Origin of the sequence: Streptomyces sp. NPDC048565 (genome assembly GCF_040650935.1) — a bacterium.
In the GTDB taxonomy this organism is placed as follows: Bacteria; Actinomycetota; Actinomycetes; order Streptomycetales; family Streptomycetaceae; genus Streptomyces.
On the sequence record NZ_JBEZIH010000003.1, the window covers coordinates 229,658 to 246,202 of the forward strand.

Annotated in this window: 14 protein-coding genes; 9 read left to right on the plus strand and 5 right to left on the minus strand. The window is 70.0% G+C overall.

Going from position 1 to position 16,545, the window contains the following annotated elements:
• The first annotated feature begins 31 nt into the window (after positions 1-31).
• Positions 32-700: a uridine kinase gene (locus AB0C75_RS05420; RefSeq protein WP_362887300.1), complete on the plus strand. Its 669-nt coding sequence runs from the start codon at positions 32-34 to the stop codon at positions 698-700.
• Positions 701-712: 12 nt separating this feature from the next.
• Here the strand turns inward: AB0C75_RS05420 and AB0C75_RS05425 are convergent, their stop codons facing one another.
• Complete coding sequence (locus tag AB0C75_RS05425; RefSeq protein ID WP_362887301.1) at positions 713-1,327, minus strand: TetR family transcriptional regulator; 615 nt, start codon at positions 1,325-1,327, stop codon at positions 713-715.
• 100 nt (positions 1,328-1,427) lie between these two features.
• On the opposite strand from AB0C75_RS05425, the gene AB0C75_RS05430 reads away from it, so the two are divergent.
• Positions 1,428-2,171, plus strand: a complete 744-nt coding sequence (locus AB0C75_RS05430) for a nitroreductase (protein ID WP_362887303.1) — start codon at positions 1,428-1,430, stop codon at positions 2,169-2,171.
• Positions 2,172-2,475: 304 nt separating this feature from the next.
• Here AB0C75_RS05430 and AB0C75_RS05435 read toward each other — a convergent pair whose 3' ends face one another.
• Together AB0C75_RS05435 and AB0C75_RS05440 are read right to left on the minus strand one after the other, a co-directional pair.
• On the minus strand, positions 2,476-3,021 hold the full coding sequence (locus AB0C75_RS05435; protein ID WP_362887305.1) for a methylated-DNA--[protein]-cysteine S-methyltransferase: 546 nt from the start codon (positions 3,019-3,021) through the stop codon (positions 2,476-2,478).
• Positions 3,022-3,069: 48 nt separating this feature from the next.
• Complete coding sequence (locus tag AB0C75_RS05440) at positions 3,070-3,942, minus strand: glycerophosphodiester phosphodiesterase family protein (protein WP_362887307.1); 873 nt, start codon at positions 3,940-3,942, stop codon at positions 3,070-3,072.
• A gap of 214 nt (positions 3,943-4,156) precedes the next feature.
• Here AB0C75_RS05440 and AB0C75_RS05445 point away from each other — a divergent pair, with 214 nt between their 5' ends.
• The 5 genes from AB0C75_RS05445 (at position 4,157) to AB0C75_RS05465 (ending at position 11,243) form a co-directional block, all read left to right on the plus strand.
• A complete protein-coding gene (locus tag AB0C75_RS05445; protein ID WP_362887309.1) occupies positions 4,157-5,029 on the plus strand; it encodes an MHYT domain-containing protein in 873 nt (290 codons plus the stop codon).
• A 39-nt stretch (positions 5,030-5,068) separates the two neighbouring features.
• Entirely contained in the window at positions 5,069-7,189 is a 2,121-nt protein-coding gene (gene uvrB, locus AB0C75_RS05450) for an excinuclease ABC subunit UvrB (protein WP_362887311.1), read from the plus strand.
• A gap of 151 nt (positions 7,190-7,340) precedes the next feature.
• On the plus strand, positions 7,341-7,919 hold the full coding sequence (locus AB0C75_RS05455) for a TerD family protein (RefSeq protein ID WP_362887313.1): 579 nt from the start codon (positions 7,341-7,343) through the stop codon (positions 7,917-7,919).
• Between the two features lie 116 nt (positions 7,920-8,035).
• Positions 8,036-9,994, plus strand: coding sequence for a TerD family protein (locus tag AB0C75_RS05460; protein WP_362887611.1), 1,959 nt, complete (start codon positions 8,036-8,038; stop codon positions 9,992-9,994).
• 253 nt (positions 9,995-10,247) lie between these two features.
• Positions 10,248-11,243: a TerC family protein gene (locus AB0C75_RS05465; RefSeq protein ID WP_362887315.1), complete on the plus strand. Its 996-nt coding sequence runs from the start codon at positions 10,248-10,250 to the stop codon at positions 11,241-11,243.
• A gap of 83 nt (positions 11,244-11,326) precedes the next feature.
• Here AB0C75_RS05465 and AB0C75_RS05470 read toward each other — a convergent pair whose 3' ends face one another.
• Both AB0C75_RS05470 and AB0C75_RS05475 read right to left on the minus strand, forming a co-directional pair.
• Positions 11,327-11,983: an MBL fold metallo-hydrolase gene (locus AB0C75_RS05470; protein ID WP_362887317.1), complete on the minus strand. Its 657-nt coding sequence runs from the start codon at positions 11,981-11,983 to the stop codon at positions 11,327-11,329.
• Positions 11,984-11,993: 10 nt separating this feature from the next.
• Positions 11,994-12,683 (minus strand): maleylpyruvate isomerase family mycothiol-dependent enzyme, encoded by a 690-nt coding sequence (locus tag AB0C75_RS05475; RefSeq protein WP_362887319.1) that lies wholly within the window; start codon positions 12,681-12,683, stop codon positions 11,994-11,996.
• 175 nt (positions 12,684-12,858) lie between these two features.
• Here AB0C75_RS05475 and uvrA point away from each other — a divergent pair, with 175 nt between their 5' ends.
• Together uvrA and AB0C75_RS05485 are read left to right on the plus strand one after the other, a co-directional pair.
• Positions 12,859-15,876, plus strand: a complete 3,018-nt coding sequence (uvrA, locus tag AB0C75_RS05480; protein WP_362887321.1) for an excinuclease ABC subunit UvrA — start codon at positions 12,859-12,861, stop codon at positions 15,874-15,876.
• Positions 15,877-16,093: 217 nt separating this feature from the next.
• A complete protein-coding gene (locus AB0C75_RS05485) occupies positions 16,094-16,522 on the plus strand; it encodes a Rieske (2Fe-2S) protein (RefSeq protein WP_362887323.1) in 429 nt (142 codons plus the stop codon).
• The last annotated feature ends 23 nt before the right edge of the window (positions 16,523-16,545 follow it).

The window sequence follows — 16,545 nt, forward strand, 5'->3', positions numbered from 1 at the left end:
GGCCGACCGTACGCGGGGTGATGATGGACGGGTGCGATTCGAACCGATCACCTGGGAACGGCTGGCCGAAGCCCTGGCCGAGCACGCCGACGGAACGGCACCGGCCGACGGCGGGCCGTGGCTCAGGATCGGCATCGACGGCGCTCCGGCCGCCCGGCCCGAAGATCCGGCCGGGCACCTCGCCGAGGAGTTGCGGGCCCGCGGGCGCCCGGTGCTCACCGTCTCCACGGGCGGTTTCCTGCGCCCGGCCAGCCTGCGCTACGAATACGGCAAGGAGGACCCGGACTCCTACGCCGACAGCTGGTTCGACACCGGCGCGCTGTGGCGGGAGGTGTTCCGCCCGCTGGAACCCGGCGGCAACGGCCGGGTCCTGCCCGATCTCTGGAACCCCGTGACGGACCGGGCGACCCGAAGCCCGTACCAGGTGCTGCCCGAGGGCGGCGTGCTCATCCTGCACGGTCCGCTGCTCCTCGGGCAGTGGTTCCCGTTCGACCTCGGAGTGCATCTGAGCCTCTCGCCGGGCGCTCTGCGGCGGCGTACGGCGGAGAGCGAGCGGTGGACGCTGCCCGCCTTCGCGCGGTACGAGGACGAGGTCACCCCGGCCGAACGCGCGGACGCGGTCGTACGGGCCGACGACCCTCACCACCCGGCCTGGACCGGGCTCCGCGGCCGGACCGGTCAGGGCACCCAGGGCAGCTAGTGCCAACGCGCCCTAGGGGCGTGTCGCGAAAGTCTGCTTTTCTCTCGGCAGCGCGTTGTCCAGGAGGATCTCCGCCGCTGTCCGCGCATGCCGGCCGTAGTCCGAGTCGCCCAGCACCATGGCGCGGCTGGCGGCACCGTCCGCGAGGGTCACCAGCTGCTCGGCGAGGACCGAGGGCTCGCGACAGCCCAGTTCCGCCACCAGCTCGGCAACCAGCCGCACCATCAGCAGTTTGCTTTCGCGGGCATAGGAGTGAACCGCGTTCTGCGGGTCGGGAAACTCCACGGCGGCATCGATGAACGGGCATCCGCGCACCGGATCCGTGCCGGCCGGGGGCGGGTCGAACAGTGTGAGGATTCGCTCCCTGAGAGGGATGTCCTTCTGCGTCAGCGCGCCTTCCAGCGTGCGCCCCGTCGAGGCGAGGTCCTTGAGGTGGGCGAGGACCAGCTCGTCCTTGGTCCGGAAGTGCGCGTAGAGGGTGCGCTTGGACACCGGCGCCCGCGCCGCGATCTGCTCCATGCCGGTCGCGTTGATCCCCTGAACTGCGAACAGTCCAGCAGCGGCGGCCAGGATGCGCTCCCGTCCTCCGCGCCCCTGCCGTCGAGACGCCGTCGTCACAGTGGTCATGACGTAAGTATACGTTCTCGTTTACTTCGGAGGGGGCCTGGCTGTAGTGTGATTCCAGGTAAACGGTTCCGTTTACTTTGATGAATCCAGGGAGAGTTCCATGAGCGGACCGGTTTTCACTCGGACGCGCACGAACGAGGCGCCGGCCACCGGCGGAACACGGACGGGCGGGACACGGACGTGGGAGTACGCCGAGCAGCTGATACGAGGGCGCCACGCGACCCGCGCCTTCCGCCCCGACCCGGTACCCCAGGAGACTCTGCGCAGGATCTTCTCCCTGGCCGGCGCCGCGCCGTCCAACTCCAACGCGCAGCCGTGGCGGGTCGAGGTCGTCGGCGGCGCGCGGCGAGACCGACTGGCCGACGCCCTGCGAACGGCCCACGCCGAGCGACGCGTCACGGCCGACTACCCGTACTCCGAGGACATGTACGCCCCCGTCCACCAGGAACGGCGGGCCGCCTTCGGCGCCGACCTGTACGGAGCGCTGGGCATCGGCCCCGACGACCACACGGCCCGCGCGGCGTACGACGCGGAGAGTCTGGGCTTCTACGGGGCGCCCCACGCCGCGTTCCTGTTCGTCGCCGGCGATGGCGGGCCGCGACTGGCCGCCGACGCCGGCGCCTACCTGCAGACGCTGCTGCTGGCCATGACCGCCTACGGCGTGGCCAGTTGCCCGCAGGGCCTGCTCAGCTTCCACGCCGACACCGTCCGCGATCAACTCGGAGTGGACCAGGGGAAGCTGCTCGTGGGGGTCTCCTTCGGCTACGCCGACGAGAACGCGCCGGTAAACCGGGTCGCGACCGGCCGGGCGGCTCTGGAGGCAACCACCACATTCCACATCTAGGCTGGTCGCGAAAGTGTCGGTCACAGCCACTCGTTGAGGCCCGCAACCAGCACGGTCGCCTCGTATCGGACGGCGAGTTTGTCGCATCTCGTGGCCACTGCGCGGTGTCGTTTCAGCCGGATGATCCCGCACTCCACCGCGTGGCGTTCCTTGTGGCCGTCCTTGCCGGAGGCCTGTGGCCGACCGCCCCGGGACCCGAGCTTCTCGCGGTCGCGGACCTGGTCGGCCTTCTCCGGGACGGTGCACCCGATCCTGCGCCTGCGCAGGTGTGAGCGGTCCGAACGGGATCCATGGGCTTTGTCGGCTAGAACAGCGGCTGCGGGAGTATCCCCTCGATCGCCAGCAGCTGCCGCTTCGTCTCAAGACCGCCGCCGAACCCGCCCAGCTCTCCGTCGCTCTCCACCACCCGGTGGCACGGGACCACCACCGGCAGCGGGTTGGAGCCCATGGCAGCCCCCACGGCCTGGGCGCCGCCCGGCCTGCCGACCCGGCTCGCCAGGTCCCCGTAGCCCACGACCGTCCCGTACGGCACGCCGGAGGCCAGCTCGCGCAGCACCTCACGGTGGAAGCCGGAGCTCAGCGACCAGTCGAGAGCGAGCGAGAAGTCCCGCAGCTCGCCGGCGAAATACGCGGCGAGCTGACGTATCGGCTCGGCCAGCAGCGCGGAGTCCGGGGCCTCCACCGGCTCCGCGCCGAGCCGCGTCCGCAGCTGCCCGAGCACCTTGTCCCGGACCGCCGGGCGGGCGTGGAAGGCCACGGTCACCAGGCCGGTCCGGGTCGCGGCCAGCAGGAGCGGGCCGATGCCGCTCGGCACGACGGACCACTCCAGAACCTGCTCACTGCTCTCCATGTGGCCCACCGTACGGCCGGCCACTGACAACGCCGGGCGGTCAGCCGCTCAGCGGGTGGCGTCCCTGACGACATCGGGGTTGTTGGTGATGATGCCGTCCACACCGAAGCCGGCCACCTCCACGGCCTTGGCCGCGTCGTTCACCGTCCAGGTGTTCACCTGGAGCGGCTTGCCGTGGGCGCCCTTGAGCTTCTGGACCGCCGCGACGTAGTCCGCGCCGATGTCGGCGTACGCCGGATTGATCTGGTCGGTGAACGCCGCGTACGACGGAAGATCGGCCACCGCCGGGGTGCCGAGGAAGCCTGTCACGACGTCAGGACGCTGCGCGTGGACAGTTTTCACACTCTCTGCACCGAAGCTCTGGACGATCAGCCTGTCCTTGACGTGACCACGATCGAGCCACCCCTGCTGGCGCAGGACGCGCAGGGTCTCCTTCTCGATGCCGGGGTAGATCTCGGGGCTCTTGATCTCCAGGAGCAGGTTCTGGTGGTTGCGCTCGATGCGGCGCAGGTACTCCTTGAACGTCGGCACCCGGGCGCCCGCGAAGTCCTCGCCGAACCAGCTGCCCGCGTCCAGCTTCGCGATCTCCGCCGCGGTGAAGTCCTTGACCGCCCAGGGCGCACGGTCGGGGAAGACCTCCTCGGCGTCGGTGGTCCTGCTGAGACTGGTGTCGTGCACGACGACCAGCACTCCGTCCTTGGTGAGCTGGACGTCGTTCTCCACCCAGTCGATGCCCAGGTCGTCGGCCGCGTCCACGGCGGCCAGGGTGTTCTCCGGGGCGTAGGCCGAGGCGCCCCGGTGGGCGTAGACGACCGGGCTGTCCTGGGCGTCCGATGCCTGGGCCTGGGTGGCGGGCAGCAGGACGCAGGTTCCGAGCAGAGCGGCGACGGCGCCGGAGGTGGTTGCTGTGCGTACGGACACGTGTACTCCTCGCGTCGGGATGCGGACAGCCAGAGAATCGCATCCGATACCCAACGGACGGGAGGGGGATGATGGCCATGTTGTGAACGCCGTGGTGGAAGGCGGATCGCCGGACCGCCCAGAGGCGGATAAAATGCCGCTCTTATGTTTGCTTGCCGGGCCTTGCCCTTTAGGGTCACCCCGAACCCGGGCACACCGCGAAGGGCATACCAGCATGCAGGGCACAGTCGACGGATTCACCTACGGCCTCGTGACGCCCGTCACGGCATTCCTCATGGCGTGCCTCGGCGCCGCGCTCGGTCTTCGGTGCACCACGCGCTCCCTGCGCACACGAGGCGCTTCCAGAGCCGGCTGGCTGGCCCTCGGGGCGACCTCCATCGGGTCGGGTATCTGGACGATGCACTTCATCGCGATGCTGGGCTTCTCCGTCAGGGAGGCGCCGATGAGCTACGACCGGCCCTTGACCTTCGCCAGCCTCGCCGTGGCCATCGTGATGGTCGGGGTCGGCATATTCCTCGTCGGCTACCGGGGCGCCACCCCGATGGCGCTGGTCACCGGCGGGACGATCACCGGCCTCGGGGTGGCCTCCATGCACTACCTCGGCATGGCCGGAGTGAACTTCGCGGGACTGTTCGAATATCAGACGCTCACCGTCGCGCTCTCCGTCGTCATCGCCGTGGTGGCCTCCATCGTGGCGCTGTGGGCGGCCGTCAACATCCACGGCTTCCTCCCCAGCCTGGGCGCGAGTGTGGTCATGGGCGTGGCCGTGAGCGGGATGCACTACACGGGCATGGCCGCGCTCCAGGTGCACCTGCACCCCGACGCGGCACCGGCGGGGCCGGGGGAGGCCCCCACCTCGCTGCTCCTGCCGATGATGATCGGACCCGGCTGCTTCCTGCTGCTCGCCGCGGTGATCGTGATGGTCGACCCCCTGGTGGTGACCGGTGCGCCCCGGGGGACCGGCCCGCTGCCGGGTACCGCGGCCCGGTGCGGTGGGGCGATGAGCTCGATCCCCGCCCAGCGGCGCCCCGCCAGGCCCTACGAGACGGCCTCGCGCAGGGCGTACCGTCAGCCGCGGAGCCGCTGATCCACCGCCGTTGTCAGTGGGGCGCCGTACGGTGGTTGTATGCGGCCAGTCTCGAAGATCGAACGTTCGGTGGCGCCTTTCGAGGTCGTCAGTCCCTACCAGCCCAGCGGTGACCAGCCGGCGGCCATCGCCGAGCTGGAGCGGCGTGTCCGCGCAGGTGAGAAGGATGTCGTCCTGCTCGGCGCGACCGGCACGGGCAAGTCGGCGACGACCGCCTGGATGATCGAGAAGCTGCAGCGGCCCACCCTGGTGATGGCGCCGAACAAGACGCTGGCGGCCCAGCTGGCCAACGAGTTCCGCGAGCTCCTCCCGAACAACGCCGTGGAGTACTTCGTCTCGTACTACGACTACTACCAGCCCGAGGCGTACGTCCCGCAGTCGGACACCTACATCGAGAAGGACTCCTCGATCAACGAGGAGGTCGAGCGGCTGCGGCACTCCGCCACGAATTCGCTGCTCACCCGGCGCGATGTCGTCGTCGTCGCGTCCGTCTCCTGCATCTACGGCCTGGGCACCCCGCAGGAGTACGTGGACCGCATGGTCCAGCTCAAGGTCGGCGACGAGATCGACCGGGACCAGCTGCTGCGCCGCTTCGTGGAGATCCAGTACACCCGCAACGACCTCGCGTTCACCCGCGGCACCTTCCGGGTGCGCGGCGACACCATCGAGATCTTCCCGGTGTACGAGGAGCTCGCCGTCCGCATCGAGATGTTCGGCGACGAGATCGAGGCACTCTCGACCCTCCACCCGCTCACCGGCGAGGTCATCAGCGAGGACACCTCGGTCCACGTCTTCCCGGCCAGCCACTACGTGGCGGGTCCCGAGCGCATGGAGAAGGCGATCGGCGGCATCGAGCAGGAGCTGGAGCAGCGCCTCGCCGAGATGGAGAAGCAGGGCAAGATGCTGGAGGCCCAGCGCCTGCGCATGCGCACCACGTACGACATCGAGATGCTCCGGCAGATCGGCACCTGCTCCGGCGTCGAGAACTACTCCATGCACTTCGACGGCCGCTCGCCCGGTACCGCCCCCAACACCCTCCTCGACTACTTCCCCGAGGACTTCCTCCTCGTCCTGGACGAGTCGCACGTCACCGTCCCGCAGATCGGCGCGATGTACGAGGGCGACGCCTCCCGCAAGCGGACCCTCGTCGACCACGGCTTCAGGCTGCCGTCCGCCCTGGACAACCGCCCGCTGAAGTGGGAGGAGTTCCTGGGTCGTATCGATCAGACGGTCTACCTCTCCGCGACCCCGGGGAAGTACGAGATGTCCCGGGGCGACGGGTACGTCGAGCAGATCATCCGGCCCACCGGGCTCGTCGACCCCGAGGTCGTCGTCAAGCCCACCGAGGGCCAGATCGACGACCTGGTCCACGAGATCCGCAAGCGGACCGAGAAGGACGAGCGCGTCCTGGTCACCACCCTCACCAAGAAGATGTCCGAGGACCTCACGGACTACTTCCTGGAGCTGGGCATCCAGGTCCGCTACCTCCACAGCGACGTCGACACGCTGCGCCGCATCGAGCTGCTGCGCGAGCTGCGCTCCGGTGAGTACGACGTCCTGGTCGGCATCAACCTCCTGCGTGAGGGGCTCGACCTGCCCGAGGTGTCGCTCGTGGCCATCCTTGACGCGGACAAGCAGGGCTTCCTGCGCTCCGGCACGTCGCTGATCCAGACCATCGGACGTGCCGCCCGCAACGTCTCGGGGCAGGTCCATATGTACGCCGACAAGATCACCCCGGCGATGGCGCAGGCCATCGACGAGACCAACCGCCGCCGCGAGAAGCAGATCGCCTACAACACCGAGCGTGGGGTCGACCCGCAGCCGCTCCGTAAGAAGATCAACGACATCGTCGCCTCCATCGCCCGCGAGGAGGTCGACACCGAGCAGCTGCTCGGTACGGGCTACCGGCAGGCCAAGGAGACCAAGACCGCGGTTCCCTCACTGGGCGGCAAGGCGGGCGCCGGAGGCAAGGCGAAGAAGGACGGCGCTGTGGTCACCGACCGGCCGGCGTCGGAGCTCGCGGGGATCATCGAGGAGATGACCGACCGCATGCGGGCCGCCGCCGCCGACCTGCAGTTCGAGGTGGCCGCCCGGCTGCGCGACGAGGTGGGGGAGCTGAAGAAGGAGCTGCGTCAGATGAGGGAGGCGGGGCTGGCCTGACCCCGTGGGGCCCCGGTGTTCCCGGGGACCCCGCAGTGTTGCAGGACCGACACAAAAACGGCCCATGACTCCTTTCCGCCTCCCGGGACTGCGTAGGGTTCGGGGAAACCGCAGACCGACGGCTGCGGGGCAAGCGGAGAGGGGACAGCGCGTGACGGTCAACATGACCAAGGGCCAGGCCATCAGCCTGCAGAAGAGCGACGGGGGGACCCTGACCGCGGTACGGATGGGGCTCGGCTGGCAGGCGGCCCCGCGCCGCGGGCTGTTCGGCTCGCGCACCCGGGAGATCGACCTGGACGCCTCGGCGGTGCTCTTCGCCGACAAGCAGCCCGTGGACGTCGTGTTCTTCCGCCACCTCGTCAGCGACGACGGCTCGGTCACGCACACCGGCGACAACCTGGTCGGCGGCGCGGGCTCCGGAGGCGACGACGAGGCGATCCTGGTCGATCTGCAGCGTGTCCCGGTCCACATCGACCAGATCGTCTTCACGGTGAACTCGTTCACCGGCCAGACGTTCCAGGAGGTGCAGAATGCCTTCTGTCGCATCGTCGACGAGACCAACGGTCAGGAGCTCGCCCGCTACACGCTGGACGGCGGCGGCCAGTACACGGCGCAGATCATGGCCAAGGTGCACCGCGCGGGCGCCGGATGGCAGATGACCGCCCTCGGCAACCCGGCCAACGGCCGCACGTTCCAGGACCTGATGCCGGCGATCCTGCCGCATCTGTAGACACCGCGGGGGGCCGCACCCGGCCCGCGATCCGTACGAGCAGCTCCCGGAGGCACCCGCCGCCGGGAGCTGCGCCCATGGCAGGGCACTCCACCGAACGTCGAGGGGACAGGGCGATGACGGCCGAGCTGGTCCGGGGGCAGAACCACGCCTTGCCCCAGACCCGTCTGGAGATCAGGGTGTCGGCGGGCTCACCCGTCGTGGCCGGGGCCACGCTCGGGGACGAGCGGGGCGTCGTCCGGGGCGCGGAGTGGGTGGCCCACCCCGCGGCGCACCGGGTGTCAGGACTTGAGGTGTCCCGGCAGGCGGCGGCCGACCACCGGCTGGCCGTGGACCTGGACGCCCTGCCCGACGCGGTGCACCGCGTGACCGTGCTCCTCGCCCTTCCCGCGGGGGCCGGGCAGCCGGGCAGATTCGGCGCGGTGGCCGCCCCCTTCGTCGCCGTCACCGGGCTCGACGGCACCGAGATCGCCACGTTCACCCTCACCGGCCTCGACACCGAGTCCGCCGTCTCGGCCCTCGAGCTCTACCGCCGCCAGGGCGCCTGGAAGGTCCGCGCCGTCGGCCAGGGCTATGCCACGGGGCTCGCGGGGATGCTCGCCGACCAGGGGGTGGCCGAGGCGGCGCAGCTGGCCGACTCCATCCAGGAGGCTGTCGCCTCCGGGCTGGCCCGGTCCGTGCCGCCGCCCCGTACCCCCGACGGCGAGCGGGTGCGCCACCCCACAGGTCCCGCGCCCTCCGGAGGCAGCGGGGCGCCGCCTGCCTCAGCGCCGCCCACCTCAGCGCCGCCTGCCTCAGCGCCGGCCGCCACGCCGTCCGGAGAACCCGCGCCCCCGCACCCGGACTCCCCGGGCGGACGCGTCGACTACGCGCATCCGCGCCGGCAGGCCTCGGCGCCGCCCTCTCCTCCGCCGACGGCCCCGCCCGCATCCCCGGGACAGCCCGCGCAGCCCGTCGCGGGTGACGCCACCGGCTGGTCCATGGACGAGCGGCTCCACAACCAGATCTGGGGCATGTTCGAGGACCTGGCCCGCGCGGTCGCCGCCTACCGGAGCGCCGTCGACTTCGCCGGGTCCCGGATGGACCGGGAGCTCGACCAGGCCCTCTCCGACCCGCGCGCCCGCATCGGCGGTGCGGGCGAACGCGCCCGTGACGCGGCCAGGGCCAAGCACGACGAACTCACCGGCCGGGCACGTGAGGCGCTCGACCGTGGTCTCGCCCAGCTCGCCGCCGAGTCCGCCGTCGTGGAACCGGCCCTCCCCGCCGCGTACGCCGGCTGGGACAACCCTGTCTGGCACGGCTACCGCGTCCCGATGGAGAACCCGATGGCCCTGCGCATCGGCGACCTCCGGCTGCCGGAGGACCCGGGCCTGCGCATCCCGCTGCTGGTACGGCTGCCCCTGGAGCGAGGGATCTGGGTCGACAGCGGGCGTACGGCCTCCGACGCGGCCGCCGAGACGGCCGGGGACGAGCTGCGCACCCTGGCCATGGAGACCGCGGTCACCCTGGCCGCGCGGCTGCTCGCCGTCCACCCGGCGAACGAATTCTCCGTGCACGTCATCGACCCCGCCGGTTCAGCCGCGGGTCCGCTCGCGCCCCTGACCGACTCCGGGGTGCTCGCCGGTCCGCCCGCGGCCGGGGCGGAAGGCGTGTCCTCGGTGCTCGCCCACCTCACCCGGCGGGTCGATCTGCTGCAGATGGCGATCAGGGCCGGCGCCGCGGACGCGCTGCCCCCGGACCTCGACGCGGGGGAGCAGCTGCTGATCGTCAACGACTTCCCGCACGGCTTCGACGACAGGACCGTCAACCAGCTGCGCTATCTGGCCGACGAGGGCCCCTCGGTGGGCGTGCATCTGCTGATGGTGGCCGACCGCGAGGACACCCGCGCCTACGGCCCGGTCCTCGACCCCCTGTGGCGGTCCCTGCTGCGGATCACGCCGGTGGCCGATGACCATCTCGCCGACCCCTGGGTGGGCCACGCGTGGACGTACGAGCCGCTGAGGACTCCGCAGGGCAGTCGCGTCCTGGAGCAGGTGCTCGCGCTGGTGGCCGCTGCTCGGCGCGCAACCTACTGACCTGCGCCGACCTGCCCTGACCCACCCTGAACTGGGCTTTTGATCTTTTCTTGGTGGAGACTTTACCTTTTCTTGGTACTTCATGTACTGTTCTTGGTGCGGAGGGGAGTACTCCCGTCGCGGCGTTCCCGTCAATACGGACTGTGGCGGTCCCGGGGCGCCGGCCCGGCGCGCATCCCGCGCTCCCGGGTGGAAGAGACCTCCGGCAGCGACGACGCTGATCCATAGCCCGTAGCGAACTGCCGGAGGCGCAGTGGACGTTTCATGGACCCTCTGGGCGCTGACCATTCTTGGTCTGTGCGCCCTCATCGCCGTCGACTTCTTCATCGGGCGCAAGCCCCATGACGTGTCGACCAAGGAAGCCGGGATCTGGACGGTCGTCTGGATCGCCCTCGCCGTGCTCTTCGGGCTCGGCCTGCTGGTCTTCGGTGAGAGCCGGGCCTCGGGCGAGTTCTTCGCGGGCTTCATCACCGAGAAGTCGCTCAGCGTCGACAACCTCTTCGTCTTCGTCCTGATCATGGCGAAGTTCTCGGTGCCCTCCCACCTCCAGCAGCGAGTCCTGCTCTTCGGTGTGCTGATAGCGCTGGTGCTCCGTGCGATCTTCATCGCGGCCGGGGCCGCGGTCATCGCCAACTTCTCGTGGGTCTTCTACATCTTCGGCGCGTTCCTGATCTACACCGCCTGGAAGCTGATCCAGGAGGCACGGGCCGACGAGGAGGAGGACGAGTTCGAGGAGAACCGTCTGCTGAAGTCGATCGAGCACCGCTTCGGGGTCGCCGACAAGTACCACGGGACCAAGCTCTTCATCCGGAACAACGGCAAGCGCGTCCTGACCCCCCTGATGGTGGTCATGCTCGCCATCGGCACCACCGATGTGCTGTTCGCGCTGGACTCCATCCCGGCGATCTTCGGCCTGACCCAGGACCCGTACATCGTCTTCACCGCCAACGCCTTCGCCCTGATGGGCCTGCGCCAGCTGTACTTCCTCATCGGCGGTCTGCTGAAGAAGCTGGTCCACCTCAGCTACGGGCTCTCGGTGATCCTAGGGTTCATCGGCGTCAAGCTGGTGCTGCACGCCCTGCACGAGTCAGGGGTGCACGTCCCGGAGATCTCCATCCCCTTCTCCCTCACCGTGATCTGCGGCGTCCTGGTGATCACGACGATCACCAGCCTGATCGCCACCAGGAGGCAGGACGCGGCGAAGGGCGAGCGGAAGGACGACAGCGAGAACGTAGGCGCGGAGAAGTAGCGCCGGCGGGACTGTCGGGACTGTGCGGACACACCGACGGCCGGGGCCCACGAGGGGCACCCGGCCGTCGGGCGTTCACCGGTTCACCAGCCGCGCTCGCGCCATGCGGGCAGCTGCGGGCGCTCCGCGCCGAGTGTGGTGTCGTGCCCATGGCCCGGGTAGACCCAGGTCTCGTCCGGCAGCTGGTCGAAGAGCTTGGTCTCCACATCGTGGAGCAGGCTCGCGAACGCCTCCGGGTCCTGGTGCGTGTTGCCCACGCCGCCCGGGAAGAGGCAGTCGCCGGTGAACACGTGCGGGGCGCCGTGCGGGTCGTCGTAGACCAAGGCGATGGACCCGGGGGTGTGGCCGGTCAGATGCCTCGCGGTGAGCGAGACCTCGCCCACCCGGATCGTGCCGTTGTCCTCGACGGGTTCGTCGGTCGGGACGGGGATGCCCTCGGCGTCGTACCGCCCGGCGTACGTCCGCGCGCCGGTGGCGGCCACCACCTCGCCGAGCGCCTGCCAGTGGTCACCGTGCCGGTGCGTCGTGACGACGGACGCGATGCCGTCCTCGCCGATCAGCCGCAGCAGGGTCTCCGCCTCGGCTGCCGCGTCGATCAGCAGCTGCTCGCCGGTAGCCCGGCAGCGCAGCAGATACGCGTTGTTGTTCATCGGCCCGACGGCGACCTTGGAGATCATCAGATCCGTCAGCTCGTGCACATCCGCAGGTCCGCCGACCTTGACCGCTCCGCTGTACGTCATGAGACGCAGCCTATAGCGGGGGCAGCGTGGGAAGACCGCCGCCTTCCACGGTCAGCGCGGAGCCGTCACGGCGTCCGCAGAGCCAGCCGAGGATGCCGACGGCAGTGCCCCGGACGGTCACCGGGGCTCCGTCGGAGCCGCCGCCCGTGGTCCAGCGCCGGCCGTCCGGGGCGACCGCCGTCGTGAGGACGACAGCGGGGTGCCCGGCGAACCGGTCCGCCAGGAAGTCGTTCTCCCGGGTCACGAACTCCTCGGGCAGGTCCTCCAGCTCGTATCCCACCCCCAGGTCGACGTGGTGCAGCTCGACCTCGATCCAGCGGCGGAAGGGGATGCGGGAGGCCGAGTCCGTCACACCGTTGCGCATCGTGACCGTGCGTGACCAGTCGGCGGGTGCGTCGGCCACGGCCAGGAAGGCCGCTCCGCTCGTGCGCAGATCGGCGGTCTGGGCGGCCAGGGGGCGAGGTGCGTCACGTTCGATGTCGGCGTCCCGGGTTTCGCTGTTCGCGTACATCGGGCGCCCCCGGAGAACATTTACGAGCGCGTCGGCGTTACGTGACAGGTGGGCAAGAACATGGCCGCGGCTCCAGCCCGGCAGACGCGACGGCTCGGCAACGATGCCGTCGTCCATGGTGCCCATGGCGCTGAGCAGTCGATCGGTCGCTTCACGTACAGCTTCCAGGTCGCGCGCATGATCAGTCATGGACCGAGCGTAGACCTCACCACTCATTCGGGTGATGGAGTCCTCACTCGACCGTAAATCGAATGCGCGTGCTATACGCTCGGAGTCGAAAGCTTCGTACATCGCTGTGGCGCCCCCCATACCCTGGGAGAGGGGCTCAGTTCCCCCATTTCTCTCCAGAAAGGTGCGGACCGGCGTGGCCGACCGTCTCATCGTCCGTGGCGCGCGCGAGCACAACCTGAAGAACGTCTCGCTCGATCTCCCCCGTGACTCCCTCATCGTCTTCACCGGGCTCTCCGGATCGGGCAAGTCGTCGCTCGCGTTCGACACGATCTTCGCCGAGGGCCAGCGGCGCTACGTGGAGTCGCTCTCCTCGTACGCCCGGCAGTTCCTCGGCCAGATGGACAAGCCGGACGTGGACTTCATCGAAGGCCTCTCGCCCGCCGTCTCCATCGACCAGAAGTCGACCTCGCGCAACCCGCGCTCGACGGTCGGCACCATCACCGAGGTCTACGACTACCTCAGGCTGCTCTTCGCCAGGATCGGCAAGCCGCACTGCCCCGAGTGCGGGCGCCCCATCGCGCGCCAGTCGCCGCAGGCCATCGTCGACAAGGTGCTGGGACTGCCCGAGGGCAGCCGCTTCCAGGTGCTCTCCCCGCTGGTGCGCGAGCGCAAGGGGGAGTTCGTCGACCTCTTCTCCGATCTCCAGACCAAGGGCTACAGCAGGGCCCGGGTCGACGGCGAGACGATCCAGCTGTCCGAGCCGCCCGCGCTGAAGAAGCAGGAGAAGCACACCATCGAGGTGGTCATCGACCGGCTCACGGTGAAGGACAGCGCCAAGCGCCGGCTGACCGACTCCGTCGAGACGGCGCTCGGCCTGTCCGGCGGCATGGTCGTGCTCGACTTCGTCGACCTCGACGAGGACGACCCCGAGCGTGAGCGGATGTACTCCGAGCACCTCTACTGCCCGTACGACGACCTCTCCTTCGAGGAGCTGGAGCCCCGCTCCTTCTCCTTCAACTCCCCCTTCGGTGCCTGCCCCGAATGCACGGGCATCGGCACGCGGATGGAGGTCGACCCGGAGCTGATCGTCCCGGACGAGGACAAGTCCCTGGACGAGGGCGCGATCCACCCCTGGTCGCACGGGCACACCAAGGAGTACTTCGGGCGCCAGATCAGCGCGCTGGCCGACGCCCTCGGATTCCGTACGGACATCCCCTGGGCCGGACTGCCGCAGCGCGCCAAGAAGGCCCTGCTCCACGGCCACAAGATCCAGACCGAGGTCCGCTACCGCAACAGGTACGGACGCGAGCGCGCCTACACCACGCCCCGCTTCGAGGGCGCGGTCCAGTTCGTCAAGCGGCGTCACTCCGAGGCCGAGAGTGACTCCAGCCGTGAGCGCTTCGAGGGCTACATGCGCGAGGTGGCCTGTGCGGCCTGTGAGGGGACCCGGCTCAAGCCGCTGGTCCTCGCCGTGACGGTGATGGAGAAGTCCATCGCCGCGGTCGCCGCGATGTCGATCAGCGAGTGCGCCGAATTCCTCGGCCGGCTCAAGCTGAACGCCCGCGACAAGAAGATCGCCGAGCGGGTGCTCAAGGAGGTCAACGAGCGGCTGAGGTTCCTCGTCGACGTCGGCCTCGACTACCTCTCGCTGAACCGCGCCGCGGGCACCCTGTCCGGCGGCGAGGCCCAGCGCATCCGCCTCGCCACCCAGATCGGCTCCGGACTCGTCGGCGTGCTGTACGTGCTGGACGAGCCGTCCATCGGCTTGCACCAGCGCGACAACCACCGGCTGATCGAGACCCTGGTGCGGCTCCGGGACATGGGCAACACGCTCATCGTCGTCGAGCACGACGAGGACACCATCAAGGTCGCCGACTGGGTCGTCGACATCGGCCCCGGTGCGGGCGAGCACGGCGGCAAGGTGGTCCACTCCGGCTCGCTCGACGAGCTGCTGACCAACAAGGAGTCGATCACCGGCCAGTACCTCGCCGGCAAGAGGGTGATCGAGATGCCGGACATCCGGCGTCCCGTCGACCCCGGGCGCCGGCTCACGGTGCACGGCGCCCGGGAGAACAACCTCCAGGACATCGACGTCTCCTTCCCGCTCGGTGTGCTCACGGCGGTCACCGGTGTCTCGGGCTCGGGGAAGTCGACCCTGGTCAACGACATCCTCTACACCCACCTCGCGCGTGAGCTCAACGGCGCCAAGTCGGTCCCCGGGCGGCACACCAGGGTCGACGGCGACGACCTCGTCGACAAGGTGGTCCACGTCGACCAGTCGCCGATCGGTCGTACGCCCCGCTCCAACCCGGCCACGTACACCGGAGTCTTCGACCATGTCCGCAGGCTGTTCGCCGAGACGATGGAGGCGAAGGTGCGCGGCTACATGCCGGGCCGCTTCTCCTTCAACGTCAAGGGCGGCCGCTGCGAGAACTGCTCGGGTGACGGCACGATCAAGATCGAGATGAACTTCCTGCCCGACGTGTACGTCCCGTGCGAGGTCTGCCACGGTGCGCGCTACAACCGGGAGACCCTGGAGGTCCACTACAAGGGCAAGTCCATCGCCGAGGTGCTGGACATGCCGATCGAGGAGGGCCTGGAGTTCTTCGAGGCCGTCCCCACGATCGCCCGCCACCTGCGCACGCTCAACGAGGTCGGCCTCGGATACGTCCGGCTCGGCCAGTCCGCGCCGACGCTCTCCGGCGGTGAGGCGCAGCGGGTGAAGCTGGCGAGCGAGCTGCAGAAGCGCTCCACGGGCCGCACGGTGTACGTCCTGGACGAGCCGACGACCGGTCTGCACTTCGAGGACATCAGCAAGCTCATCTCGGTCCTCTCGGGCCTGGTCGACAAGGGCAACACGGTGATCGTCATCGAGCACAACCTCGATGTCATCAAGACCGCCGACTGGGTCGTCGACATGGGTCCCGAGGGCGGTAACGGCGGTGGTCTCGTGGTCGCCGAGGGCACCCCGGAGGAGGTCGCCGCGGTGCCGGCCAGCCACACCGGGAAGTTCCTCCAGGATGTCCTGGGCGCCGACCGGGTCGGCCAGGCCGCGGTGCCCCAGGCCCGCAAGGCCCGCAAGGCGCCGGCGAAGAAGGCCGTCGCCGCGAAGGCACCTGGGGCCCGCAGGACCGCCACGGCGCGGACGGCAGGGAAGGCCGCGGCCGAGAAGCCCGCGCCGAAGAAGGCCACCCGCGCGCGGAAGGCCTGACGCCGTCCGGGCGGAGCGGCACCCTCACTCAGGGAGCCGCTCCGCCCGGCCCCGGCCGTCCGCGGTGTCCGGGGCCGGGCGAAGGGCCGTCACCTTCCGCCGGTATGGTCGGGTCTGTCGCTCATGCCTTCAGGTGCGGCCCGTGCCCGGGATCCCCGGCACCCGGTGCCCCGGACGGTGACGGCGGCTCTCTGTCCCCCCGACCAGTGGAGACCGCATGCCCGGCCTGCCCGCCGCCCGCCGTACCGTCCTGAAGGGCGCCGCTCTCGCCGGTGCCGCCGGTCTGGGAGCGGCAGCCTGTTCGACCGAGTCGAAGCTCGGCCACGCGGAGACCCCCACGCCCACCGCGCCCGTGGAGCTCGGCGCTCCGGAGGAGGTCCCGGTCGGCGGGGCGAAGCTCTACCGCGAGCAGCGGGTCGTCGTGAGCTGCCCGGCCGCCGGGCAGTACAAGGCCTTCAGCGCACAGTGCACCCACGCCGGCTGTCTCCTGGACAAGGTCGAGGACAACGAGGGCAACTGCCCCTGCCACGGCAGCCGCTTCGACGTGACCACGGGCAAGGCGGTGCACGGTCCCGCGACCGTGCCGCTGCCCTCCGTCCCGGTCAAGATCGAGGGCGGAAAGCTGATCGCGGGCCCCGGAGCCTGACCCGGCGGTTCTCCCCGTCCTCC

What these genes read in the sequence shown, in the direction of transcription:
- AB0C75_RS05460 (WP_362887611.1), top strand. Translation starts at nt 8,036, where the DNA reads ATGACGGCCGAGCTGGTCCGGGGGCAGAACCACGCCTTGCCCCAGACC.
- AB0C75_RS05445 (WP_362887309.1), top strand. Translation starts at nt 4,157, where the DNA reads ATGCAGGGCACAGTCGACGGATTCACCTACGGCCTCGTGACGCCCGTC.
- AB0C75_RS05435 (WP_362887305.1), bottom strand. Translation starts at nt 3,021, where the DNA reads ATGGAGAGCAGTGAGCAGGTTCTGGAGTGGTCCGTCGTGCCGAGCGGC.
- uvrB (WP_362887311.1), top strand. Translation starts at nt 5,069, where the DNA reads ATGCGGCCAGTCTCGAAGATCGAACGTTCGGTGGCGCCTTTCGAGGTC.
- AB0C75_RS05425 (WP_362887301.1), bottom strand. Translation starts at nt 1,327, where the DNA reads ATGACCACTGTGACGACGGCGTCTCGACGGCAGGGGCGCGGAGGACGG.
- AB0C75_RS05470 (WP_362887317.1), bottom strand. Translation starts at nt 11,983, where the DNA reads ATGACGTACAGCGGAGCGGTCAAGGTCGGCGGACCTGCGGATGTGCAC.
- AB0C75_RS05430 (WP_362887303.1), top strand. Translation starts at nt 1,428, where the DNA reads ATGAGCGGACCGGTTTTCACTCGGACGCGCACGAACGAGGCGCCGGCC.
- AB0C75_RS05485 (WP_362887323.1), top strand. Translation starts at nt 16,094, where the DNA reads ATGCCCGGCCTGCCCGCCGCCCGCCGTACCGTCCTGAAGGGCGCCGCT.
- AB0C75_RS05475 (WP_362887319.1), bottom strand. Translation starts at nt 12,683, where the DNA reads ATGACTGATCATGCGCGCGACCTGGAAGCTGTACGTGAAGCGACCGAT.